This is a genomic window from Burkholderia paludis, from assembly GCF_000732615.1.
GTDB lineage: Bacteria > Pseudomonadota > Gammaproteobacteria > Burkholderiales > Burkholderiaceae > Burkholderia > Burkholderia paludis.
Genome location: NZ_JPGL01000030.1, coordinates 1 through 23,398 on the forward strand (window position 1 = coordinate 1; position 23,398 = coordinate 23,398).

Annotated in this window: 20 protein-coding genes and 3 pseudogenes; 19 read left to right on the forward strand and 4 right to left on the reverse strand. The window is 59.1% G+C overall.

The window, feature by feature from the left end; all coding sequences use genetic code 11:
• Both GQ56_RS44440 and GQ56_RS41505 read left to right on the forward strand, forming a co-directional pair.
• A pseudogene (locus GQ56_RS44440) lies at window positions 1–123 on the forward strand (IS3 family transposase); the annotation flags it as partial.
• Window positions 120–557: a tyrosine-type recombinase/integrase gene (locus GQ56_RS41505; protein WP_265183114.1), complete on the forward strand. Its 438-nt coding sequence runs from the start codon at window positions 120–122 to the stop codon at window positions 555–557. The pseudogene GQ56_RS44440 and the gene GQ56_RS41505, both read left to right, overlap by 4 nt.
• 143 nt (window positions 558–700) lie before the next feature.
• On the opposite strand, the gene GQ56_RS0119705 is transcribed toward GQ56_RS41505, so the two are convergent.
• Both GQ56_RS0119705 and GQ56_RS0119710 read right to left on the reverse strand, forming a co-directional pair.
• On the reverse strand, window positions 701–2,254 hold the full coding sequence (locus tag GQ56_RS0119705) for a hypothetical protein (RefSeq protein WP_031400252.1): 1,554 nt from the start codon (window positions 2,252–2,254) through the stop codon (window positions 701–703).
• Window positions 2,247–7,118 carry an AAA domain-containing protein gene (locus tag GQ56_RS0119710; protein WP_031400253.1) on the reverse strand — a complete coding sequence of 1,624 codons (4,872 nt, stop codon included), beginning with the start codon at window positions 7,116–7,118 and terminating at the stop codon, window positions 2,247–2,249. The genes GQ56_RS0119705 and GQ56_RS0119710 overlap by 8 nt, the downstream gene beginning before the upstream one ends.
• Window positions 7,119–8,095: 977 nt before the next feature.
• On the opposite strand from GQ56_RS0119710, the gene GQ56_RS0119715 reads away from it, so the two are divergent.
• The 3 genes and pseudogenes from GQ56_RS0119715 to GQ56_RS0119725 all read left to right on the forward strand — a co-directional run.
• Window positions 8,096–9,127: a 1-aminocyclopropane-1-carboxylate deaminase/D-cysteine desulfhydrase gene (locus GQ56_RS0119715; protein ID WP_031400254.1), complete on the forward strand. Its 1,032-nt coding sequence runs from the start codon at window positions 8,096–8,098 to the stop codon at window positions 9,125–9,127.
• A gap of 302 nt (window positions 9,128–9,429) precedes the next feature.
• Window positions 9,430–10,815: an amino acid permease gene (locus GQ56_RS0119720; protein WP_031400255.1), complete on the forward strand. Its 1,386-nt coding sequence runs from the start codon at window positions 9,430–9,432 to the stop codon at window positions 10,813–10,815.
• A 67-nt stretch (window positions 10,816–10,882) separates the two neighbouring features.
• Window positions 10,883–11,002: pseudogene (locus GQ56_RS0119725) on the forward strand (transposase); the annotation flags it as partial.
• An 83-nt stretch (window positions 11,003–11,085) separates the two neighbouring features.
• Here the strand turns inward: GQ56_RS0119725 and GQ56_RS0119730 are convergent.
• Window positions 11,086–12,357, reverse strand: coding sequence for an IS256 family transposase (locus GQ56_RS0119730; protein ID WP_152601804.1), 1,272 nt, complete (start codon window positions 12,355–12,357; stop codon window positions 11,086–11,088).
• A 57-nt stretch (window positions 12,358–12,414) separates the two neighbouring features.
• Here GQ56_RS0119730 and GQ56_RS47220 point away from each other — a divergent pair.
• From GQ56_RS47220 to GQ56_RS46920, 11 genes and pseudogenes are all read left to right on the forward strand, one after another.
• A pseudogene (locus GQ56_RS47220) lies at window positions 12,415–12,629 on the forward strand (IS3-like element ISBcen23 family transposase); the annotation flags it as partial.
• A gap of 473 nt (window positions 12,630–13,102) precedes the next feature.
• Window positions 13,103–13,822, forward strand: coding sequence for a hypothetical protein (locus GQ56_RS46555; RefSeq protein ID WP_235212718.1), 720 nt, complete (start codon window positions 13,103–13,105; stop codon window positions 13,820–13,822).
• A 100-nt stretch (window positions 13,823–13,922) separates the two neighbouring features.
• A complete protein-coding gene (locus GQ56_RS0119740; RefSeq protein ID WP_031400259.1) occupies window positions 13,923–14,888 on the forward strand; it encodes a DUF932 domain-containing protein in 966 nt (321 codons plus the stop codon).
• Window positions 14,885–15,085: a hypothetical protein gene (locus GQ56_RS45905; RefSeq protein ID WP_031400260.1), complete on the forward strand. Its 201-nt coding sequence runs from the start codon at window positions 14,885–14,887 to the stop codon at window positions 15,083–15,085. The genes GQ56_RS0119740 and GQ56_RS45905 overlap by 4 nt, the downstream gene beginning before the upstream one ends.
• Window positions 15,086–15,171: 86 nt before the next feature.
• Window positions 15,172–16,167 (forward strand): YqaJ viral recombinase family nuclease, encoded by a 996-nt coding sequence (locus GQ56_RS0119750; protein WP_031400261.1) that lies wholly within the window; start codon window positions 15,172–15,174, stop codon window positions 16,165–16,167.
• A 13-nt stretch (window positions 16,168–16,180) separates the two neighbouring features.
• On the forward strand, window positions 16,181–16,408 hold the full coding sequence (locus tag GQ56_RS0119755) for a hypothetical protein (protein ID WP_031400262.1): 228 nt from the start codon (window positions 16,181–16,183) through the stop codon (window positions 16,406–16,408).
• A 58-nt stretch (window positions 16,409–16,466) separates the two neighbouring features.
• On the forward strand, window positions 16,467–17,372 hold the full coding sequence (locus GQ56_RS0119760) for a recombination directionality factor (protein ID WP_031400263.1): 906 nt from the start codon (window positions 16,467–16,469) through the stop codon (window positions 17,370–17,372).
• Window positions 17,369–18,496 carry a hypothetical protein gene (locus tag GQ56_RS0119765; protein WP_031400264.1) on the forward strand — a complete coding sequence of 376 codons (1,128 nt, stop codon included), beginning with the start codon at window positions 17,369–17,371 and terminating at the stop codon, window positions 18,494–18,496. Before GQ56_RS0119760 ends, GQ56_RS0119765 begins: the two co-directional genes overlap by 4 nt.
• A gap of 63 nt (window positions 18,497–18,559) precedes the next feature.
• The gene (locus tag GQ56_RS0119770) at window positions 18,560–19,366 is read left to right on the forward strand and encodes a DUF4942 domain-containing protein (protein WP_031400265.1); all 807 of its coding nucleotides are present in this window, start codon (window positions 18,560–18,562) and stop codon (window positions 19,364–19,366) included.
• A 103-nt stretch (window positions 19,367–19,469) separates the two neighbouring features.
• Window positions 19,470–19,772, forward strand: coding sequence for a hypothetical protein (locus tag GQ56_RS0119775; RefSeq protein WP_031400266.1), 303 nt, complete (start codon window positions 19,470–19,472; stop codon window positions 19,770–19,772).
• Between the two features lie 28 nt (window positions 19,773–19,800).
• Window positions 19,801–19,935 carry a hypothetical protein gene (locus tag GQ56_RS46920; protein ID WP_265183117.1) on the forward strand — a complete coding sequence of 45 codons (135 nt, stop codon included), beginning with the start codon at window positions 19,801–19,803 and terminating at the stop codon, window positions 19,933–19,935.
• A gap of 211 nt (window positions 19,936–20,146) precedes the next feature.
• Here GQ56_RS46920 and GQ56_RS0119785 read toward each other — a convergent pair whose 3' ends face one another.
• On the reverse strand, window positions 20,147–20,530 hold the full coding sequence (locus GQ56_RS0119785) for a helix-turn-helix domain-containing protein (protein WP_321029198.1): 384 nt from the start codon (window positions 20,528–20,530) through the stop codon (window positions 20,147–20,149).
• 78 nt (window positions 20,531–20,608) lie between these two features.
• Between GQ56_RS0119785 and GQ56_RS0119790 the strand changes: the two genes are divergently transcribed.
• The 3 genes from GQ56_RS0119790 (at window position 20,609) to GQ56_RS41520 (ending at window position 23,139) form a co-directional block, all read left to right on the forward strand.
• Window positions 20,609–21,802, forward strand: a complete 1,194-nt coding sequence (locus tag GQ56_RS0119790) for a toxin-antitoxin system YwqK family antitoxin (RefSeq protein WP_052007276.1) — start codon at window positions 20,609–20,611, stop codon at window positions 21,800–21,802.
• A 219-nt stretch (window positions 21,803–22,021) separates the two neighbouring features.
• Window positions 22,022–22,492 carry a hypothetical protein gene (locus tag GQ56_RS39420; protein ID WP_152601792.1) on the forward strand — a complete coding sequence of 157 codons (471 nt, stop codon included), beginning with the start codon at window positions 22,022–22,024 and terminating at the stop codon, window positions 22,490–22,492.
• Between the two features lie 86 nt (window positions 22,493–22,578).
• Window positions 22,579–23,139, forward strand: a complete 561-nt coding sequence (locus tag GQ56_RS41520) for a YkgJ family cysteine cluster protein (protein WP_075122971.1) — start codon at window positions 22,579–22,581, stop codon at window positions 23,137–23,139.
• The last annotated feature ends 259 nt before the right edge of the window (window positions 23,140–23,398 follow it).

The window sequence follows — 23,398 nt, forward strand, 5'->3', positions numbered from 1 at the left end:
CACCGGGATATCAGCCACTACCTGATGCATCGGTACAACTGGATACGGCCGCATCAGTTCAATGACGGACTGGCGCCGGCTGTTGCGGAAGAAAAACTTAACGCAGTGTCCGGGGTTGGTTGACCACTACAGTTGGACGCGTTTGGAACATCCCGGCTTCACGCATGAAGGCCAAGGAAGCGCATCGCATCCCGCTGTCAGAGAAGGTGTTAGCCCTTCTCAAATGGCTTCAGCAACATCAACTGCACGAAACGCTAGTCTTTCCATCGCCACGTGCGAAAGTGCTGAACGACATGACACTGACTGCATTTCTTCGTCGCGTTAAGGCACAAAGTGATACGCCCGACCGCGTCGCGACCGCTCACGGCTTCCGTTCCAGTTTCCGGGATTGGGCCAGCGAACACGGCTATGCCCGAGATCTCGCTGAACGTGCACTGGCTCACACCGTGAAAAATCAGGTTGAGGCCGCTTATCACCGTACCGACCTATTGGAACAGCGACGACCGCTCATGGAAGCATGGGCTCAGCACGCCTCATCGGAAAACTCAAGTGCATAAGGGGTTACAGGCTGTCCTGTAACCCGACCGGCACAATTGGTTTTGTACACAACGCTAGCGACGCGGACACAACTTCCTGCGGCAGATCAGGATTCGGAGCGAAGGTCGCTGCATCGCAGCCTGGCCGGCCGGTTAGTAGGGGCTCATGTCGCATCGACGTAGCGATCAAGGAAAGAGAAATCACTCACAACCGCATCGCTGAACCAAAACTTGCGCTCCTCGGTCCTGCTGCCGCTCCCCCAACCTGAGCCGTGGAGCGATGACGCCACGGCGGCCCGAGCGAATTCGGCCATCTTCTGCAGCTTTGGAGCGGATTGGGTCACAAATCCTAATGGCACGTTATACCTGTCGGCACCCGGCACCGCCCATTGGTACGTTGCTGCGCCGAAGATGCCAGGGATGAGCAAGACCTCGAAGCACTCTTGCTTGGGTTGGTATGAACTCAGGAACACGCGGTTGAAACCTGCATCAAGCAGATGGCGTGCGCGCTTAACGAGGCGATCCCTGTTCTCGTTCTGGTGGCAGGGAGCAATGGCGACGACCTCCAACGGTGAACCCAAACCCTCCTTGAGGGCGCCTCGAATGCCGTTGACTAGGTCTAGGACCAAGCTCGTGCGCCCCCATAATTCGGAGTCTGGAATCACCCAGAAGATAGCCATCGGCAGTTCTTCGTTTGCCGACCTCTTGATTACGGCGAGCGCTTTGCGCAGTCCGATTAAAAGACGAGACCGGCATTTGGGCATGTAGAGGGCACCAAGGAGCGCTTGACTCTTGCCGGAGTCGTACACCTCGCCGTTTGCCTGTCCATGCACTTCGTGGATGTATCGTCCAAAGTCGATTGCGGGATCCTTGCGCAGCCCGATCCGTCCGTCCTGTTTGACAAATGCAGTCTTCTCCTCAACGGCCGATTGCGCTGGCATATAGCGAGCGAGCAGCTCATCGTTGAAGCGTTCGACAAAGGTGCGCAGGTGGTCGGTGCGGGTTGAGAGCGTTGCGATCCGATCGGCGGTAAGGGTCCGCACCAGAGAGCGCAGCGACTCGGGCAGGAGTTCGAGCTGCGCGTCGATTTCAAATTCGACGTTACCCTCGACGTCCACTTCGAAGTGCACCGGAAGCGGAACACTGAACGGGCGCCCGGCGCGGATCTCGTCCACCTTATAACAAGCGTAAGCACGCCGATTTTCATCTTCTAGTTCGAAGCGTTCAATGTCGAGAAAGTGTTTATGAAACGCTGCTTCTGCACGATCAATGGTATTGCCCGCAGCTGGGTCGTCCGCGCTCCACTTCAGTTCCAGGGCGTTGTCCCAGTAGCTGCCCGACAGTGCCTTGGGCAGTGGCGTATAGCTCAATAGCTCGAAAACGGGGCGGCTTTGCCGCTCAGCGATCTTCGTGAAGCGCGGCAGTCCGTCCAATGACGCTGTGAAGCGTGACTCGGCATAGGAAGTCAGCGAGATGCGGCCGTTTGCCTCGCCGACGAGGCCTTCTTCCCTCAGGAGTTCAAGCAGATCCCGCAGCTCGCTTGCGGAGAGGCCGAAGTACTCCCGCAGTGCGCCGACCTCCAGAGGACCGCTCAGGTGCAGCAAGCGCACCGCAAAGTCCGTCATGACTGGAACTTGGCGGTCGATGGAAACATGGCAGCGGACGTTGAACAGCTGCGCCGGAATCGCCACTGCGACGGTGTTAAAACGCTCACGCATTGGACAGACTCCGCTTCAGTTCTTTGGAGGGCACGAACTTGGCCAGTTTTTGCTCCGCGAGGCGCTCGACTTCGTCGAGCACCCGTTTCATCGGCGTGGCCGTCCGAGACCGCCACATGGCCGACGAGCTGACGATCACCAGCCGGTCCTTTGATCGGGACATGGCTACGTTGATGCGCTCTGGATCACTCAAGAAGCCAACGTGCTCGCTGGTGTCGTTGCGTACCACCGAGAGCACGATGATGCGGTTTTCCTTGCCCTGATAGCTATCCACTGTGCCCACGGTGAAGCAGTCGCGAAGCCCGGAGGCCCATTCTGCCTGCTCGAGCTTCTTTCGGATCAGGTCGCGCTGATCGGAGTACATGGCGATGATACCGATGATGGGCTCATTGTCGCCGTCTTTCGACTGGACCTCCTCTAAGAACCCCGACGACGTCAGAATGGCCCGAACCACTTCCACGACCGCCAAGGCTTCTTGGTTGTTCACGAGTGCACCTTCGTGGGTGCCGGCCGAGCGGTGGAACGCCTCGCGTCCTTGGTCTTGGGTGTCGACCCACACGACCTGCGAGGCGAGAAACGATGGCAGCCTCTCGTACTCTTGGCCCGGTGGTGCGCGCCCGACCTCGAGCGCGTCTGCATAGAAGCAGTGCGATACGAGCTGGCTGATATGCTCTGCCATGCGGTACTGCACGCGCAATGTTCGGCCGACCGACCGGCCGTAACTCGAAGAAAACGCGCGTTGGAAGTTGTTTACCCGCCGGAAGTCCTTGCGCGGCATTCCGAGCAAAGCTGACGCTCGATCTTCGACAGCTCGGGGGTAAGACGGCGGCAACTGTAAATGATCGCCTACCAGCAGCACGCGCTTGCCCGCCTGCATAGCAACAACGAGTTCCATCGGCGATGCGCGTGCGGCTTCGTCCACGATGACCCAGTCATAAGGAACTTCAGTGATGCCCAGCGCCTGCTTGCCCACGCCTACGCAGGTGCCCGCCACAACGCTGGAGCTGCGCGCGAGGAAAGCAGTATAGTTGGAGCGCGGGCTGCGCAGCACCTGAGAAAACTCCGTGGAAAGGCGAGCGATCTGCTCCAGCCGAGCACACTTAGCCGGGCTCGGCGAGCCGTGCAGATGAGCCAACGCCTCTAGTTTATCGTCCAGGAGATCGCGGAGGTTGGCCGCTTCATCGTCGGCAGATGCATGAATGCCAAACTGACGCCCCGCGACCTCGACAAACACCTGGCTGAGCCGACGCAGATGCTCCTCGGCCGAGGCATCCTCGCCATCTGCCTTGTCGATTGTGCGTATGAGGCGGTCGATGCTTTGAAGTAACGGGCCCAAGGTAGCATGAAGCTCCGTCGCGGCGCGCACGTAGCCTTCCGGAAGGCCCATGGCGACGCCGACCATTCGCACTCGTTCCTTGATCTCCGCGTCAAAACTCTCGCGGTAGCGCTGGCGCAACGAATCTTCCTGGACGCTACGGAGTCCAGGCGACACCATCGATTGCAAGCCGACGCGTACCATGGACACATCCATGCTCGACGCCCGAAGTGAACCGGCCACCTTGTCCATCGCATTGTTCACAGCTTCATGCGATTGGCTGACAAGCAGGATATTGTGAGCAAGTCCTCGCGACAGCAGCAAGTGGACGAACGATGCGATGAACTTGGTTTTCCCCGTCCCGGGCGGCCCCTGCAGTAGCGAGATTGGGCCATAGGACAAAGCGGTCCGAAGCGCTTCTTCCTGGGAGTCGTTCAAGTCGTAGCTGCCGAGGTCGCCTAGATCGACTGCGACGTCGTGATTCGGCATCCGTTCGGTATCCGGATCGAAATAGTCAACCAGTGAGGGGATGAGGCCACCGCCCGCGAGCACACGCTTCATCGCCGCGACTCGCCGTTCGGACGCCACCTTTTCAAAGGTGCCGCGCACGTGCAGGACGTCACCCGTCTTCGGCGAGAAACGCATGCTCTTGGCACGCACCCGCATTACGTTACGCCCGATGTCGGGTGAGACCCATCCAACGGTGTACCAGCGGTCGCTTCCGTCCATGGCGTCCACCCCGCGCTCCAGCAGCTCGATGCCCTCGTCCTCCGAAAAATCGAGCACACCGCCCTCGCAATCGAAGTGGATGATCCACTCATCGCTTTGTGGCGGTGATTGCCTCGCACCGTTCCGAACGGTGATCTTCGTGACGTTCATCTCATCTGTGTCGGACAACGCGGTCCACAGTGCCGTGGCAGACACCTGCTGCTGGGGCACGCTCTCGGATAGGCGGGCATACGGGTCGGCACCGAGTCCTACGACGACCGTCTCGTCGCCTTCCGGTTCATCCGGGGCGTTCGCGATGTAGTGCTGATACAGCAAACCGGCCAGCGCAGTGGCGTCTGCCTCCTCTGCAAAGGTGACGTGTATCTCCGCATTTAGCGAGAATGTCTTGCGCCGGTGGGCACTGACAAAATCGATGTGGTCGATCGCCTTGACTGCAGCGTCAAGTACGACGTCTTCTTCTGGGTCGTACTTGATGTAGAGGTCTTGCCGCGTTCCGACCATGTTGAATCGCAGGTGTCCGGTCTCCGCATGTCTTGTCGCGCGCACCGAGTACTCGCCATTGTTGGAGATGAGGTCCAGTGACGGAGGACCACCACGGCCGCGGCGCTTGAGGGTAACCTTGAGCGTCGGGACCGAGCGCGGTTTTGGGTGAAGCTCGTCCTGTAGCGTTTCGGCTAGTAGGTCCAGCGGCGGCAGTACGTCTACCAATTCAACGGCCCGAGCCACGTCGCTTCGTGTCGCCTCGAAGTCTTCGGGCAACAGCGTCAGGATGAGCATGCACACGGCAAACGCGTCGCGGTGCAGTGGGGATGCACTCTCCAGAGTCGGCGGCACCGTGCCGACCGTGACCCCTTCGTCGCCATCGGCGCTCAGGTCTGGTATGTCCACTAGCACGACGCGAGGCGCTTCGTCCTCTGTGGTCTGCGGTACGACGATGTTGTCTGCTTTCACGTCACCGTGGGAGAGCCCCAAGATGTGGAGCCGTCGCACGGCATTGAGCAGGGCATGCGCCACGAGCGCACGTTGCCTTCCCCCTGGGTCAGTCGCCAACCACTCGGTGAGCGTTTGACCTTCCGTCCATCGCGTGACCAGCACCAGTCCGAACGTGTTCAGGCCGAAGTCCATCACCTCAGGGGTGGCGTCGAAGCCAGACTGTCGCAACGATCTCGCTCGCTGTAGGAAGGAGAGCAGTCGCAGGTTGCGCGCCAGATACTTCGGGTCGTACTTGAGCTGCGGCCAGCACTTCACCAGGACGCGGTCGCCGCTCCTCTCCGATTCGTAGACCATCTTGGTGGGGCCAGGCGAGATCACGCGCTTGGCCATGAGGGTCATCGGGCCAGCCTCGGTCTCGTAGCCCTGGAAGTCTTCAGCGCAAACGTCCGGCCCCGCATCGACGGCCAAGCAGGCGTTTAACGCGTCGAGCGCATCGGAAGCATTGCGATAGCGCGCTTCTGGGTCAAGTTCCATGGCCTTGGCGTACCAAGGCATCAGCGCTGGGAAACTGAGCGTAACGGTGTCGTTGTAGACGGGCACGGCATTAATGCGCTCCAGTTCTCGGCCTTCTAGCATCTCGTAGATCAAGACACCCAACAGGAAGACGTCGCGGGTGAACGGATCTCCAGAGCGAACCTGCGCGGCAACGCCTTCGTCCTCCGGTAGTTCGATGGACCCGGTCTCCAGTTCGACGCGATGGACACCGACGGTCTGGGCTTGAGGAACGCGTGCAGCAGCAAACGTGGACAGGATCACGCGGGACGGTTCGAGCACCCACAGCGTGCGCTTGGTGATGTCGCGGTGAGCAATCCCCAGAGCGTGTAGCTTCGAGAAGCGGGCTAGGATGCTTTTTGCCAACGAGCGCCGGTCTTGCTCGTTCATGGCGCCGTTGCGGGCTAGGTGCTCGGAGAGGCGTTCAATGCCGGTCGGAAGACGGTACGCCTCGACGAAGTTGGTGGTGATGTCGTCCGCCGTCGCTGAACCAATAGGCTCAAGTAGGTCCTCGTGCAATTCGGGCGCTTGGACGCGCAGCGTTTCATTTAGCCGCAGTTCGCGAAGACCGATAGTCTGACGCTCGACGGTGGAGGTGCCGCCAGTGGCGAGCTCTTCGAAGTTCCACTTTCGCAGCAGCGCCTTTGAGCTTCGACTCTCTTGGTGCTCGGCTAGGAACTCCGACCAGATCTTGCGTGGGTGGATGTAGTCCGCTTGGTCGTCGATCTGCTCAAAGCCATGCAAAACTGTGCGGCGTTTGAGCACCGCCGGGTTGGATGCAGAAAAAATGGCGTTGTACCGCTGGCGCTGAGGCAGGGGGTCCGCGGACCGATAGGTCCACGTCGGCGGGATGTCAGGGAAGCGTCTCGCGTAGCGTGTAGCATCGGACGCGGCATGCACGAAATCAGGGAGCGTCGCAATGAAGCGGCGCTGCTCGTCCGGAAAGTTGATCAAGCGGCACTTGGGATGGCACAGGACTACGAGCGACTCGACGAAGGGCAACCTAAGGGACGAGTTCTTCTCTTGAACGAACTTCCTTAAAGCGCGGGCCTTGTTGTCCGTGGTATTTACCGGCGAGGGCATAGGGTCACCGCGATGAAACCACTGACCTGACGAATACTCAATGTCACCGGACCAGTTCTTCAGTTCGACCACCAAGATTCGATTGTTCGTCAACAGCAGCAGGTCGATGTCCAGTGGCTGTCTGGAGCCACGGACGAGCAACCGGAATGCTGCATAGGCACCCCAGTCGCGAGGCAATTTCGCTTCGAGTTCGCGCAAGGCGGCATGCTCGACCTCTAGAACACCCCGTGGGCTGAGATAGTTGATTCGCACTGTTGAGACCCCCAGAGTCTGATTTATTTGCAAGCCGTCTACGTCGGACGGATCGCCGAACCTCGAATTGTGGCACCGAGCTCACATGAAAGCATACGCCGTCGTAGGGTAGCCAAGCGAGTCTAGTCACATTCTGCGAATTCGCACAGGACGGAGACTGACAACAGGGCTTGTGATGAGGCGAGGCCATTGTGGTCACCGTACTGATCTACTGGAACAACGACGGCCGCTTATGGAAGCCTGGGCTCAGCACGTCTCATCGGAAAACTCAAGTGTATAAGGGGTTACGGGCTGTCCTGTAACCCGACCGGACAAAATTGGTCTTGTACCCAACGCTAGCGATGCGGACACAGCTTCCTGCGGCAGATCAGGATTCAGAGCGAAGGTGCCAGTGACGGATCATGCGGTTCCCGAGGCGATCGCGAGCATAGTCGACTTGCCGCGCCATCAAATCGCCCAAAATTGCCTTAATGATGGGACCAACCGCCAAAGTACACACCTGCGTAGGCAACCTATCGCATAGGTGTGCGGCGATGTCCAAGACGCAATAGCAAGCCTCTGATCGTGTACTGGCCCCATGTTCAGTCTGCGGTGGCAGCCATAGCCCATAGTGCGGCGGCGTCAAATAGGTGCGAGCTCCAACAGTGAGCTCAATAACGCCGCTGAATGAGAACACAAACTCACCCCAGTCGTGGCTTTCATTGGGATACGACGTCACCTCTTTAAGCCGCATCGTCCGGAACACCATCGAATGTGGCAAGGACTTCCCGAGCGGGTAGGAAATTTCAGCGCCAGGCATCTTGTCGGAAACATCGTATAGGTTGGCCGAAACTCATTATATCAATGCAGTCGGCCACCACCACAATCGGCCTTGTGGGGTGTATCGCTCCGGACGCTGACAACGAAACGTACGTGTTTCTGCGTTGTGCTGCCGACTCCCCAGTCACTTGTTAAATTCAGACCACTTGAGGAGCTAGATGAATACCTTAAATACGCTCGCCAACCTTCCAAGACTTAACCTCAGGGGCTTTACCTCCCCCGTGCAATACTTGGAGCGCTTTAGCGCAAAGCTTGGCGTCGAGGTATGGTGCAAGCGCGATGACATCGGGACGGTTGGGCTTGCCGGAAACAAGGTCCGGAAGCTCGAAGTCGAGCTTGCTCACGCAATTGCGAACGGTGCTAACCACTTGGTTGCGGAAGGGTCGCGTCTTTCCAATGCAACTCGTGCGGTAGCTGCCGCTGCCGCTGCTATCGGTCTACGTTGCACACTTGTCCTTTGCCACAACGAACCCCGTGAACCGGTCGGCAACTTGCTTCTTGATGGTCTTTTCGGCGCAGATCTACGATTCGTCGGCGACGTCACCTGGCCAGAACTCGCGCAGCATGCTCAAGCGGTTGCCACTGAACTCGCGAATCGTGGCGAAAAGGTCTATCGACTCCCGATCGGTTGCGCCTCGGAGCGAAGCTCTTTGGGATTTGCGATCGCGTACTCCGAGCTTCACGCGCAAATGGCTGAACACGGGCGTGAGATCGGTACCATCGTGCATGCTAGTTCCTCAGGCGGAACACACTCGGGTCTGGTCCTAGGAAACGCGCTTCACGGGTCCAAAAGTACGGTAAGAGGAATCGTGGTCGCTGCGGACGTCTACGATGATGTTCCTGGTCAATACCTAGCGTATGCCCAAGGCGGTGCACGAATAATTGGTGCGGATGTCGAACTAACTCGCAGCGACATCAACCTCACCGAAAACTACCTTGGGGATGGCTATGGTCTGCCCGCGCCAGGAGTAATGGAGGCAATCGATCTGCTAGCCACGACGGAAGGCATACTCGTTGATCCTGTGTACAGCGCGAAGGCCGTGGCGGCTCTTATCGATCTGGCTGCAAAGAAGGAACTGGAAGGTCCTGTTGTCTTTTGGCACACGGGCGGATACCAGGCGCTCTTCGATCCGCACTACTCGAGGAAGGTCTGGAGCGAAATCAAGCGACTTTCGGTTGTTCCCCTGTAGAGCCTAGGGCGGCCGCCTTCCAACGTAACGGAAGCGTTTGCCTGAGGCATTGAAGCCGCGCCCCGCACGAGCGTTGAGCGCATCACAAAAATACACCGTATCGAGCAATGGGTACGTATTGGAGACTTGGCCTCGCTAAACGCGAGGTCGTCTCCTACGTTGCTACGCGCAACTCTGAGCCACGACAAACTCAAATTTTTTCATCGCATGGCTGGTACCCAATACGACATATAGCCGTCCGGCATAGGTCGAAGACCTACGGCCAAAATCCCGGGCGGCAATAGAACGAGTGGAGACAACACATGACTTCGAAACACGAGAACGATAGCCTGAAACGTGGGCTAAAGAATCGACACATCCAACTCATCGCACTTGGCGGTGCGATCGGAACCGGGCTATTCCTCGGAATCGCCCAGACCATCAAGATGGCTGGCCCCTCCATATTGCTTGGCTATGCGGTCGCGGGTGCCATCGCATTTTTCATTATGCGACAACTCGGAGAAATGGTTGTGGACGAGCCGGTTGCTGGTTCATTTAGCTACTTTGCGGACAAGTACTGCGGTCAGTTCACCGGCTTCGTCGCTGGCTGGAACTACTGGGTAATGTACATCCTCGTGAGCATGGCTGAGCTATCTGCAGTAGGAATCTATGTTCACTTCTGGTGGCCTGCAGTTCCAACATGGGCATCCGCACTTCTATTTTTTGTGATTATCAATGCCATCAATCTGACAAGTGTTAAATCGTATGGTGAGATAGAGTTTTGGTTCTCCATTATCAAGGTAGCCGCCATTCTTGGGATGATCGGTTTCGGCTCCTGGTTGCTTGTTAGTGGCCACGCTGGCCCCGACGCCACTATTTCTAACCTTTGGCAACACGGTGGCTTCTTCCCGAACGGTGTGTCCGGTGTCGTTATGTCCATGGCGGTCATCATGTTCTCGTTTGGTGGCCTGGAACTCATCGGCATCACTGCAGCGGAGGCTGATAATCCCAAAAAGAGCATCCCACAAGCGACCAACCAAGTCATTTATCGAATTTTAATCTTTTATGTTGGTGCGCTCGCAGTCCTGCTTTCCCTCTATCCTTGGGAAAAGGTGGTAACCGGCGGCAGTCCTTTTGTATTAATTTTCCATGCACTGAACAGCGATTTCATTGCGAACGTGTTGAACGCTATTGTTCTAACGGCAGCCCCGTCGGTCTATAATAGTGGCGTGTACTGCAATAGCCGCATGTTGTTTGGTCTCGCGCAGCAAGGTAATGCACCGCGCAAACTGCTTCAGGTTAATCGCCATGGAATTCCGATTCTTGCGATTGGCGTTTCAGCAATCGCAACTGCGTTCTGCGTAGTTATCAATTACTTCATGCCGGGAAAAGCCTTTGAGGTTCTCATGGGATTAGTTGTGTCGGCCATCGTAATTAACTGGGCGATGATTAGTTTAATTCATTTGAGATTCCGCAAAGCAAAGCAAGAGTCAGGTGAAAATACCCAATTCAAAAGTCCCCTCTACCCGCTCACCAACTACGTCTGCCTGGGGTTTATGGCATGCATTCTATTAATTATGTACCTCACTCCGTCTCTGCGGCTGTCTGTCTACCTCATCCCTGTATGGATCGCTGCTCTCGGAGTGGGCTATCGGCTGAGGCAACGTCGGCCAGACTTTACGTTGCCCAACCAAGGGGCGGCGCGCTGACCTGAGCCGGTTCTTGTGGCGATATGGCAAGTGAGTTCTCTTTTATACTAGAGGCAAGGAGGACTCGCTGAAGAAGCGATTTACCAACGAGCAGATCATTCGGATCTTGCACGAGGCCGAGAGCCGGGACGAGCCGATGAAGGATCTGTGCAAGCGCCACAACATCTCGGAACAGACGTTCTATCGTTGATGCAACAAGTTCGGCGGCATGGATGTCGTCGCCCCCCGAACCTGTCCGCATTTTTGTGGGCGAGGCGGTTGAACAACAGGTTATCCGCGCGCCTGCATAAACCGCTCGCCGAACAGGATAGCAAACTGGTTCATCGCTGATTTCCAGTCGAAGGCGGACCGCACGGTCTTGGCCAGGACATTGCGCAGCGCCAGCCAGAGCAGCTTGATGGCCGCCTCGTCATTCGGGAAGTGACCGCGGGTCTTGATGATCTTGCGCAACTGCATGTTCAAACTTTCTATGGCGTTCGTGGTGTACACGACCCGTCGAATCTCCGGCGGGAACACATAGAACGGTATGACGTGTTCCCAAGCGCGTTGCCACGATTGCACGACAGTCGGGTACTTCGCACCCCAGGGACCGTCGGCGAAGTCTTGCAGCGCCTGCCTTGCCGCCTCTTCGCTGGCGGCTGCGTAGATCGGACGCAGTGCTGCGGCGAGCGCCTTGCGGTCCTTGTAGCTGGCGTACTCGAGACTGGTGCGGATCAGATGCACGATGCAAGTCTGAACGGTGGTCCGGGGATAGGCGGTGCCGATGGCCTCGGCCAACCCTTTTAGGCCATCGACGACGGCGATCAGGATATCCTGACAGCCGCGAGTCTTGAGCTCGTTGAATACCTTGAGCCAGAACTTGGCGCCCTCGGTCTGCTCGATCCAGAGGCCCAGCACGTCGCGCTGGCCATCGGCCTGAATGCCCAAGGCAAGATACACGGCCTTGTTGCTGACCACGCCGTCGTCACGGATCTTGACCCGTAGTGCATCGAAGAACACCACCGGGTACATCACCTCAAGCGGGCGGCTCTGCCAGGTCAACGCGTCGGCCATGACCTCGTCGGTGACTGAGCTGATGAAGTCGGGCGAGACCTCGGTGCCGTAGCTCTCGGCCAGAAAGGCCTGAATCTCGCGCACACTCATGCCACGTGCGTACATCGCGATAATGCGTTCGTCGAAACCGGTAAAGCGGCGTTCGTGCTTGGGAATCAGGATCGGCTCGAAACTGCCGTCGCGATCGCGGGGGACTTCGACCCGAACCGGGCCGCGATCGGTGATGACTGTCTTGCCGCTGGCGCCGTTGCGCTCGTTGGCTTGGCCGGCCGGCTTGGGCTGGCCAGGTGGGTAGCCCAGATGCAGATTCATCTCGGCGCCCATCGCTCGTTCGATGACCGCCTTGTTGAACGCCAGCATCAAGTCCTGAACCTCGGCTGGCGACATTGGACCCTTGACCAACTGGTCCAGCAGTTCCTTGGGCAGTTCAGGCAGCGGCCCTCGGGCCGCTGCCTGACGCGCTACGGTTTGTCTCTTCTTCATCGGCATATCCATGGCCGCCACACCTCATGATATGCCCCGCCCACAAAATGACGGATAGGTCCCGCCCCCCCCCGCCGGCCCAAGGATCTGAAATCAGAGAGCGAGCGACTCTAGCGTTTGATCGCCGCGCAATTGCTGGTCATCGACGGCCTGATGGAATTCAGCTCAAGTAATGAGTACCTCAACGGGCCGGCGAGACGCGCTGGAAGTCCTGACTCGGCGGGGGCTATCGCGACTCCTATCTGGGGCTGAGTCGCTGGGTGGCAATCTATACGCTCGGCAGTTCTACAACGAGCGCCGGTTCCATAGCGCACATCGCTATCACCCTCCCGCCACGGTCCGTCGATCCTGGCTGGATCCCGATAGTATCGACACGAGACTTACTGCCTGACTGGCTACAAAATTCCGCCGAAGGTCATTGCCGCAAGCGCCAACATCGGTCGCCTTGCGCTTTTTTGTGCAGCTACGCTCATCGCCCAGTCTCACGCTCACTGAAAATACGCGATGGAGCCCTAGCATCTGGCCTATCTCGGCATGCTACAGATCGGCCTCGAACTCAACGAGTTCGAGCCTGCCACGTTCTTCACCGATTCAAGGAAATGGCAGGCGTCGATCAACGCCCGGCGCACGCACCTCTCGCTTCGGCTTTATCCTAGTTTCTTTCACGCATATATCACTCTCTTGAGCACGGCCAACCTCGGTCGCTCCGCCGCTGCACCTTCACACCGGCGCACTTCGCTCAGGAGAATTTGTGAATCCATCCCTCTATACCGCCGTACTGGTCGGCCTAGCACTCGTGCTCGTTGCGATGTTCGGATTTGGTTTCTATTGGCTCGCCACCAAAGACCGTTCAGTTCTCCCCGTTACACCCACGCCCACCCCCACGACTCCATCGCCCGCAGCAGTTGATGAAATCGACGAGTGGGAAGCATGTGCCCCCTATCCCGATCACGTTTTCCACGCCCCGTATGACGATGCCGAGCTGAACGACATCTATCCGCCGGTCGGCCGACAAGAAGAGCCGAATCGTGCCTCCCACACATCCGACGTTCGGCACGATCTACACAACGCGATCGAGTTGTTGACGACCGGACCGTCTGCATCGGAGTCGCTCAAGCCCACCGCCTCGTCATCCGGACCGACGATTCGCTGTCCGCGTTGCCTGTCATCGCGTATAGGCACACGTAATCGCGCCCGCAAGGCTGGCAGCACCATCGGCAGCGTTGCAGGCGCCACGGGCGGCATGGCCGCGGCACTCGCAGGTGCCGAGACCGGCGCTGTCGTCGGCTCAATCGCTGGCCCAGTCGGTACGCTCTTCGGCGGCCTCGCTGGCGCCGTGATCGCCGGCCTCCTCGGCAGCGCCGCGGGCTGCGCTGCTGGGTCCGCTGTCGGCGGCGCAATTGATGACAACGTTCTCGACAATCACCACTGCCTCGCCTGTGGGCACGCCTTCAGCGCCATACAAAGCTGAACGGCCATTCGCCACTACGTTTCCATATTCCCGAACTTTCCTCCCGACCGGCTGATGCCGGGCTGTATGCCCTCGTCTATTTTTCTACAAGGATTACCACATGCATCTCGTACAAACGATGGCCTATGTCGGCCAGGAGCCGTGGCACGGTCTCGGTAACCGTCTTACCCCCAATCAACCGATCGAAGTCTGGGCCGATCGCGCTGGCATGAACTGGACGATCGAGTCGTCCGAAGTCCGGTTCGTGACAGGCTCCACTGGCATCGGCGCAATTCACGCGTATCCCGAACAGAAAGTGCTGTACCGCTCGGACAACAAAGCGCCGCTGTCTGTGGTTTCGTCGCGCTATCAGGTCGTTCAACCTCGCGAAATTCTGGAGTTCTACCGCGACCTGACCGAGATCGGCGGCTTCGAACTCGAGACGGCGGGCGTGCTCAAAGAAGGCCGCAAACTCTGGGCGCTCGCCAAGACCGGGCATTCCGGCTTGCTCAAGGGCAAGGACAAAATTGGGGGGTATCTGCTGTTGGCAACTGCCTGCGACGGCACGCTCGCCACGACGGCCCAGTTCACGTCGGTTCGTGTGGTTTGCAACAACACGCTACAAATCGCACTGGGCGACAGCACGGGCGTCGTGAAAGTCCCGCACCGCTCGCAGTTCGACGCGGCCGCAGTGAAGCGCCAGCTCGGCATCGCCGTGTCGTCGTGGGATGCATTCATGGTGCGGACCAAAGCGCTAGCAGAACGTAAGATCACCGACGCCACGGCTGAAGCGTTTCTGCGACGCGTGCTGACGTACTCGACAGCCAACCTCCCCGATCGCGAGACCGTCGCCGTCAACGAACGCGCGATCAAGGCGGTCGGCCAGCTTTATGCCGGTCGTGGCAAAGGTGCAGATCTGGCATCGGCCTCCGGCACCGCGTGGGGATTGCTGAATGCGGTGACGGAATACGTCGATCACCATCGCCGTGCACGGACCGACGATCACCGACTCGACGCCGCCTGGTTCGGCGCAGGTGCGACGCTCAAGCAGCGCGCCTGGGACGAGGCAATGAAGCTTGTCGCATGACCAAGCGCGTACCGCCTCTGGCCGTCGACATGCGCATCCAGATCCCGCGCGGCGCTGGGTTACGGTTCGGCGGCCGGTACGCCACGATCCTGCAAATCAAACCTCAGGGGACGACGGTCCACCTCGGCAACGGCAAGCTCGTGACCTTCGGCCAAGACGCGCTGCAGGACGCATTCCGGCGCGCACACTCAACGTAGCTCTGCAGTTCCATATTGCCCCCGTATTTCCCCATCTTCAGCCCGGTCAGATTCGTCTGCCGGGCTTTCTTGTTTCTGGAGACTGCATGAACACTCCTCACCCTGAACCGCCGCGCACGCGAAAGCCGGCATTGAAGCTCGTCAAGACCAACGATCTTTCGCGTGACGACTGGCTGGCTGTGCGTCGTACCGGCATCGGCGGGTCCGACGCCGCAGCAGCCGTCGGGCTGAATCCGTACATGAGCGCGCTGGAGTTATTTCTGCACAAAACCGGACGTGCGGAAGGCATGCCCCGGCCCGATCCGAACGATACGACGTCCCCGACGTATTGGGGCACGCTGTTGGAGCCCATCGTCGCCGCGGCCTACACCGCCGCAACCGGAAATCGCGTGCGCAAGGTCAATGCCGTGCTCCGTCATAGATCGATTCCGTGGATGTTAGCGAACATCGATCGCGAGGTCGTCGGTGTGCGCGATGTCCAGATCCTGGAGTGCAAGACCGCCGGTGAATACGGTGCCCGACTCTGGCGGGACGGCCCTCCTGAGTATGTACAGCTGCAAGTTCAGCATCAGTTGGCCGTCACCGGCAAAACAGCAGCGCATGTCGCCGTGCTGTTGTGCGGGCAGGCGCTGGAAGTCCACCGGATCGAGCGGGACGACGCATTGATCGGGCGGCTCATCGACCTGGAGGCGCGTTTCTGGCGCTTCGTAGAGACGGATACGCCGCCGCCCGCGGACGGCTCCGAGTCGGCTGATCGTGCACTACGCCATCTCTATCCCGGCAACGGCGAAACGATCGACTTCAGTGACGACCGGATGCTGTCCTCCGTGTTCGCCGATCTAGTCGCCGTGCGGGCCGAGATCGAAACACGGCAAGCGCTCGAAGCGCAGTTCAAGCAGACGATCCAGCAAGCGATGGGGGACGCAACCCGGGCCGTATTCGAAACCGGCTCCGTGTCGTTCAAGCGCAGCAAGGATTCGTCATCGGTCGACCTCGGCCGGCTGCTGGCCGATCACCCATCGCTCGAACAGCAGTACGCCACCTCGAAGCCGGGTTCCCGGCGCTTCCTCGTTTCCACCTGATCGGAGGCTCCTCATGCCGAAACCGACAACGAATCTCGAATGCCTCACGGAAATCATGACGTTCTCCCGCTACGGCGCGCTCGCGCAAGCGTTCGTCATGGTCGCGTTGAGCCAGCACGCGGCGCGGGTCGCTCAAACGCCGCTCAGCGAACTGCAAGTCAACCCTATGATCAGCGCCCGCGCCTGGCATGGCGTCGCTCAGGAAATCCACACGAAGCTCGAAGCGCACTTCACGCGGTAGTCAGCGCGATTCGACGCTCGCCGCTCCCCTCCCCCTTTCATTTTTAGAGGACCACATCATGCTGAAGGGACTGAGCATCACCCCACCGATTGTCGGACGCATCGCGATTGGGAAAATTGTCGAGAAGAACGGCAAGCGTCTGCCTGAGAAGGACGACCAATTCACGCTCACGACGCAGGTGCAACAACGCGGCGAATGGATGCTGCATCCGCTGAACGAATCGCTGCGCAAGGCGACGGCCGGTAAGCTGCGCGCGATTCCGGTTCGCGTGCTGTTCAACGATCCGGACCTGAACCTGCGGTCGGAATATTCGTTGTTTGATCGAGATACCGGACGCCCCGTGTGTGTCGGCAATGGCGAGACGTGCCGACGTGTCACCGATGCAGGTATCGAAACCCTTCCCTGCCCGTCACCGGACGGCTGCGTGTTCGGTCGTCAGGGCAATTGCAAACCCTACGGGCGACTGAACGTGATCATCGGCGACGATGACGAGATGGGTTCGTTCATCTTCCGCACCACGTCCTATAACTCGATTCGCACGCTCGCCGCACGCCTGCATTACTTCCGCGCGGTGTCCGGCAATCTGCTCGCGTGTTTGCCGCTCGAACTGCGTATCCGTGGAAAGTCTACGACACAGAGCTACAGATCAGCGATCTACTACGTCGACCTCAGTGTGCGTTCGGGAAGCAAGCTCGAACAAGCGTTGATCGAGGCAAAGGAACTGGACACGCGCCGCCGGGAAGCCGGCTTCGATCAAGCCGCGCTCGATGCAGCTGCTCGGCTCGGCTTCGCCAACGGTGCGTTCGAGGATAGTCCGGACGAGCGTGCTGCCGTGGCAGAGGAATTTTATCCGCAGGATGCACCGCCATCGGACGCTGGCGACGGTGCCCCCGACGACACCCCCACTACGCTTCGCCAGAAACTCGAACGCAACGCCGTCTTGCTCGGCGGCAAGGCAGCATGAGTGTTCGATACTGGGTGTTCGCTCTGGCGGCGCTGGCAACTGTGACCGCGCTCAGCCTGTCGATCCTGGCGGGCTGGCAGCGCGGCGGTACGTTACCGGAACGGCTCATCTGGATCGCGATTGGCACGGTGCTCGTCACAAGCGCGCACCTGTTACCGGCACTGATTCGGGATGCACCGATTCCAGTTCGCGTCACGGGTAGCGTTCTATGGGGCGCATGCCTCGTGACAGCTTGCTACGGGCATGCGGTGTTTTTCGCGCTCGCCCAACAGCACGCCGGTGAGCTGCGGGCGTCGACGGTACTGGTGACGTCCACTCCGTCGCCCGGTCGGAGTCTCACCGCAGTCATGGCGGAACGCGCCGCCGTGACTGCGCAGCTTGCGACAGCCAACGCCCGTTACTGCAACGGTAACTGCGTGACGCTGGAAGGTCGGCGGGTCACGCTCGCGGCCAAGATCGATGCGCTGAACGCCGAAGCCGACGACATCCGGCGCCGGCAAGTCGCAGCGGATCGAGTCACGGAACGGCGTGACTCGCTACTCGCCGATCCGGGCACGGCACGACTCGCCGCGTTACTCGGCACGACTACCGCTCGGGTTGACCTGCTGACCGGCCTTGGGTTCGCCGCCGTACTCGAAGGCGTGGCCTGTTTGTTATGGTCCGTCGCGCTTCGGTCGCCGTTACCGAAGCCGTTACCCGTCGTGACTGAGGTTACCCCGGCAGCAGTCACGGTGACGCCCGCCGTGACTCGGCCCGTCGTCAAGCCAGTCACGGATGTGCCGAACGTGACTGAACCCGTAGTCACGGCAGTCACGGAGCCGACCGGCATGACTCGGCCGGCAGTCATGCCGGTCGCGACCAGTCACGACGCTCAGACCGTTAGTCGCAATTCCGTGACGCCCAGTCACGACAGCACGACTGACAGTCACGCACCGCGCGACGACCCGATCACGCCGTTACCGACCGTACCTCCCACCGGCGACCACCTGTCGCAGCTTGTTCAGGATGTCGCAGCCGGGCTCGTCAGACCCACCGTTGCCGACATACGCCGTCACCTAGGCTGTTCGCAATCGCGTGCGGCCGAACTACGTCGTCAACTCGCCGAACACACCTCGACGGCATAGAGCCGGGTTTCGCGCCCGGCTTTCTCTTATCGCCTTCATTTCACTTCATTCTCGTCATGCCACATGGATACCACCGAACTCGTTCCCAGTATCAGTATCGTGAACCTCGCCAACCAGCGCGTTGCTGTCGTCGACCGCGTGCGCGCCGCCCTCGATCTGCTCGGCGAAGCTCAGGCGCTCGCCAAGGCTGCACATCTCGGGTTTCCCCGTCTCGTGCTCGATGAGAGCTACGGCTGTCGTGGCCGCCCCTCCGTCACCGGAGAACATGCCACGCGCGACGAAGCCGAGGCCGCCATCGTGCGTCTCATCGACGTGCGAGGCTGGAGCTACCTGCTCTCGGAATCGGGGCTGCGCAGCTTCATGGATGCAGAAGCTCGGAAGCAGTGGGATAACCAGATTGCCGAAGGCGATGTGCCTGAACTGACGGCCGCCAACATCGAAGCGACCTTCGCGCAGCTCTACGGCGCACGCGGCGACATGTTCGAACGCGGCGTGCTCCAATGCTTCAAGCGTCTGTCGTGGAACTACAAGACGAATCAGCCGTTCAAGTTCGGGCGCCGCATCATCGTGCGACGCCTGCTCACCTCCGGCTCGCCGAATTTCCACGTCACCAACGAGCTCGACGATCTGATCCGCGTGTTCTGCATCCTCGACGGCAAACCGGAGCCGGATCACCGTAACGGGGCGTACTACCTCGTCTCCGACACCCGGCAAGCCAGGTCCAGTGAGGCCGAACACGACTACTTCCATTTACGCTGGTTCAAGAATGGCAACGGCCATTTGACCTTCAAACGCGCTGATCTGGTCGAGAAAATGAACAAGATCCTCGCGAAGCACTACCCGAACGCCCTGGCATCCGAAGTCCGCTAGTTCCGCGACGCGTCCTGCGTCTCGTCTGCCCCCCTCAGTCAACGAAATCGGTATCCGGTTCATCCGGAGGCCCGTGTTCGCTCTAAATTTACTAGCCCCCACCATGAATCATTCCTGCCCGCCGTTGCTGTCGGCCCCACAACTGCCGCTCGGCAAGCTCATTGCCACGCCCGCTGCGTTGCACGCGCTCCAAGCCGCCGACGTCTCTGTCTATCACCTCGTCAACCGGCACGCCCGACACGACTGGGGTGACCTCTGCGAAGCTGACCGCCAACAAAACGAAATCGCCGCCGCCAACGGAGCACGGATTCCCTCCTGCTACACGCTACCCAACCAAGTCCAGGTCTGGATCATCACGGAAGCTGATCGAACCGTGACAACAGTTCTGTTACCCGAGGAGTATTGACATGCTGATCCCATAATTTCCCCCAGGCATGCGGCTCGGCCACAAGAAGCTCGAGACCACCGCGCTTTACGTGCAGGTGGCGACCGACCTGCTGCGCGAAGTCACCAGTCCGCTGGAGCGCTTGCCCGCACGCGCCGCAGCAGGCTCACGCCCCGGTGAATGAGGGCAGGCATCGAATAACCCTTAACAAACACGGCCGGCCACCGCCCTGCGACGCGCGACCAGCGCACATCAACCCGTCGCGGCCAACGGGAGGGTTTGATTTGCTATGACGGCTCAGCGGTGAGAAGCAGTCGAACGGCAGCCATGACGTCGCCGCATTTACTCGGCGCTTGCCGGTCGGCATCAGTGACACGCCGTCAAACGACAAAAAACTACCGAACGATCTCGTTGACGAATTCCACAACCGATTTCTTTTGTGTCTTGGTCAAACGATGGAATTTCAGCAGAAGATCGGCTTCCGCGTCATCCGCAGCATAGAAGTACGCCGCAGGCACCTGCAAAACCACCGCCAAACGGGAAACTAGCTCCAGATCCGGAACGCGTTTACCCAACTCGTACCGATTCATCCGCGTGCTGGCTGACATCGGATCTAGCCCTGCCTCGATTCCCAAGCGTTCCTGCGACAAACCGGAACGTTGCCGAGCCTCCTTAAGCCGTTGAGCAAGAGTAGACATCTTTGCCTTCAATATCTTGAAAGCAAAGATCGTCTTTGTTTCGCTCGCCCCAAATACTACCGTTTTGGTAGTATTGTCCATCCAAGTCGGTTGCGTCGGTATACCAAAGCGTCACCCAGGTTTTGGACATCGACCACCTAACTGCACCAAATCTTTGACATGAACATCCACATGCACAAACACATATTGATGATTTCCGCAGCGCTCCCCCTCCTGTGCCTCGCAGGCTGTAAGGGTGACGTGCTCGACTACCGCAACGCCAAGATCGTCAACGGCAAGGTCTATGCCGAAGACGCGAATAAACCGTACTCTGGAGCGCTGACCACAGTGCCGAGCGGCGTTCTCCTGGAATCTCAATCAGGCTTCCACAAAGTCGCCACGAGTATCGAGCGCGTCTTGCCATCGCTCACGTACGACTACGTTCGAGCGATCGGTATCGACAACTTCCCGACCGATCCGCGCATTCCGGTTCCGGTCTACTGCGATACGCACGTGGACAATGGGATTCCGGACGGCACGACCGCCTGCAAAGCGGCGAACACCGATAACGTTCGGCTGGAAATGACATTCAAAGGCGGCCGTCCTGATGGCAAGCTGACCATGTACACGCCAGACGGTGCGAGCCAGAAGCTCGCCACCATCACGTTCAAGAACGGCGAACCGGATGGGCGACAGGAAATCTACAGCCCGACCACGCATCGACTGGTTCACGCCTCGAACTGGACCAAGGGCGCTCCCGAAGGTCAAGAAGAAGGGTTCGACGAAAACACCGGAAACCGCATCTTGATTGCGACGTATGTCAACGGACAGGTCAATGGCCCTTTCACGCGCTATGCGGCGGACGGCAAACAGATCACCTACCGAGCAATATTCGTCAACGGCAAACCCGAAGGTACCGAGGAAACCTACGATCCGATGACTGGGAAACTTACCGGTCGTGCGGAGTACACAAATGGGCTGTTGAACGGCACCGTCAAACGCTGGAATGCTGACGGCAAGCTTGTCTACGAGAAGGATTATCAGAACGGACAAGAATCGCTGCCGGCTCCCGCTGTCACCGCATGTCTTGATCGGCGATACACCGCTTTCTATCGCTCAGGCGACCTTCGCGAAAACGTCAATAGCGAACAACGAAACCAGTGGGAAGCCGAATGCAAGGAAGAATCCGGGGGCAGCGCGAACTCGACACGACGATCTGAGTCGGCAGCGACGACCAGCTCATCGGATAGCGACATTTGCGTATCGATTTGGACGGCAGCCTTTCATCGCGAGAATGGTGACGATGCCATCGTGACAACCGACCAACTCAACGAATGGCAGTCGTGGTGTAAGAAAGGCAAACGTCCGTCGTGACACATCGTCGTGAGCGGGCATATTGGGGATGCGCTTCGAGCGCATCCCTTCTTTTCCATGCTTTTCTTTTATTGATTTTTTGATGTCGTCCATCAAGTCGCGTTGTCGCATACCAACGTGCAACCGCTTGTCGGCCAGCTCGACGGCCCGGGCAACGTGAGCGCACACGACACCATTCACGGGATTCCGTACCTGCGGCTCGCCGGTGGCGCGAATGCGATGATTCTCGATCCGCAGGTCGTCGACGTCGGATTCGTCGCGGTCTGCGATCGCGATACATCGTCGGCGCGTGCGAATCTCGCGCCCGCCGCGTCCGGCAGCTTGCGCAAGCACGATCTGTCCGATTCAGTCTACGTGTCGACGGTGCTGTCAGGCGTGCCGCAGCAGTACGTCGCGCTGCTGCCGGACGGCATCAACATCGTGTCGCCGAAACGCATTTGGCTCTCCGCACCGTCGATCGCGATTCAGGCGTCGAACGACATCGGCATGATGGCCGGCGGCGAACTGACCAAAGCCGCGCCCGCCATCGCGCTCGATGGCGCAGTCACACAAGGTAAAGGCTCCGAACGGCGGTGCGGCCAGCATGGCTGGGCACTCATCGTACAGCGCGACGTCGTCGCCGACGGTAAGAGCGTTCACGATCATACGCACCGCGATTCGCAGGGCGGCACGACAAGCCCACCGATTTAAGCGTGACCGTGACAAGTTGACGGCGCGATGGCACCGTGATACGAATTCACACGCGGTTCGCGAATCTGATCCCTGTGAGTTCCAATATGACGCCCATCCAATTTAGAACGATTGAAGAAGCCAAAGCGCTCGCGATTCCCGACACGTCTATGGCGTCGATGGACGAAGCGCGTCGAGATTTCGAATTTGCCGTCAACGGGAACGCGAGTCGACTCGTGAAGGTGAGGCGTATCTATCACGCGGCGGACGTCCTGGCGGCGGCCGTTTCGTCCGTAGCGGTATGCCAGAAAGGCTGCAATCATTGTTGCCACATCGACGTCGGGATCGTCGAAGTTGAAGCGCAATATATCGAACGAAATGTCGGTGTAAAGATGAAAGCGGGCTCGAGGCGAAGCTCTGGCTATGGCGAGTCCAAAACGCCCTGCCCATTCTTGCAAACCGATGGCGCATGTGGCATCTATGAATTCAGGCCGTTCGCTTGCCGGACACACTTCGCGCTCGATGATCCACGCTATTGCGACGAGAACACCACCACGCACGTGACATACGACTCTCGCGGCAATCCCATGCTATCTGGATTGGCAAGCTTGCTCATGCAACTGAACAATCGAAATAACTGGCGAGATATTCGCGATTTCTTTGACTGACGAATTCGAGCAGCTTCGGGCTCACGACTTTTCGGCGTCGGCGGATTCCGCATCGTTAGCACGAACCTTTTTCGGCTGCCCTATACGAGACCTTCGCTGCTTGGCCGAGGCCATGCCCGCTCACCCACGCTAGTGCTGTCATCGCGGCATGACGTACCGCTCACACTGGACTTCGAATTGACGATGCCTCAGGCATTCGTGTGTGCTCGTCGTCGCATTCGACAGCTTCAGATACAATCCTTCGAATCTGGTGGTAATG

Excerpts from the sequence above, each read along its gene's own strand:
- GQ56_RS0119705 (WP_031400252.1), bottom strand. The coding sequence starts at position 2,254 with ATGCGTGAGCGTTTTAACACCGTCGCAGTGGCGATTCCGGCGCAGCTG.
- GQ56_RS0119715 (WP_031400254.1), top strand. The coding sequence starts at position 8,096 with ATGAATACCTTAAATACGCTCGCCAACCTTCCAAGACTTAACCTCAGG.
- GQ56_RS0119720 (WP_031400255.1), top strand. The coding sequence starts at position 9,430 with ATGACTTCGAAACACGAGAACGATAGCCTGAAACGTGGGCTAAAGAAT.
- GQ56_RS0119730 (WP_152601804.1), bottom strand. The coding sequence starts at position 12,357 with ATGCCGATGAAGAAGAGACAAACCGTAGCGCGTCAGGCAGCGGCCCGA.
- GQ56_RS0119740 (WP_031400259.1), top strand. The coding sequence starts at position 13,923 with ATGCATCTCGTACAAACGATGGCCTATGTCGGCCAGGAGCCGTGGCAC.
- GQ56_RS45905 (WP_031400260.1), top strand. The coding sequence starts at position 14,885 with ATGACCAAGCGCGTACCGCCTCTGGCCGTCGACATGCGCATCCAGATC.
- GQ56_RS0119750 (WP_031400261.1), top strand. The coding sequence starts at position 15,172 with ATGAACACTCCTCACCCTGAACCGCCGCGCACGCGAAAGCCGGCATTG.
- GQ56_RS0119755 (WP_031400262.1), top strand. The coding sequence starts at position 16,181 with ATGCCGAAACCGACAACGAATCTCGAATGCCTCACGGAAATCATGACG.
- GQ56_RS0119760 (WP_031400263.1), top strand. The coding sequence starts at position 16,467 with ATGCTGAAGGGACTGAGCATCACCCCACCGATTGTCGGACGCATCGCG.
- GQ56_RS0119765 (WP_031400264.1), top strand. The coding sequence starts at position 17,369 with ATGAGTGTTCGATACTGGGTGTTCGCTCTGGCGGCGCTGGCAACTGTG.
- GQ56_RS0119770 (WP_031400265.1), top strand. The coding sequence starts at position 18,560 with ATGGATACCACCGAACTCGTTCCCAGTATCAGTATCGTGAACCTCGCC.
- GQ56_RS0119775 (WP_031400266.1), top strand. The coding sequence starts at position 19,470 with ATGAATCATTCCTGCCCGCCGTTGCTGTCGGCCCCACAACTGCCGCTC.
- GQ56_RS46920 (WP_265183117.1), top strand. The coding sequence starts at position 19,801 with ATGCGGCTCGGCCACAAGAAGCTCGAGACCACCGCGCTTTACGTGCAG.
- GQ56_RS0119785 (WP_321029198.1), bottom strand. The coding sequence starts at position 20,530 with ATGGACAATACTACCAAAACGGTAGTATTTGGGGCGAGCGAAACAAAG.
- GQ56_RS0119790 (WP_052007276.1), top strand. The coding sequence starts at position 20,609 with ATGAACATCCACATGCACAAACACATATTGATGATTTCCGCAGCGCTC.
- GQ56_RS39420 (WP_152601792.1), top strand. The coding sequence starts at position 22,022 with ATGATTCTCGATCCGCAGGTCGTCGACGTCGGATTCGTCGCGGTCTGC.
- GQ56_RS41520 (WP_075122971.1), top strand. The coding sequence starts at position 22,579 with ATGACGCCCATCCAATTTAGAACGATTGAAGAAGCCAAAGCGCTCGCG.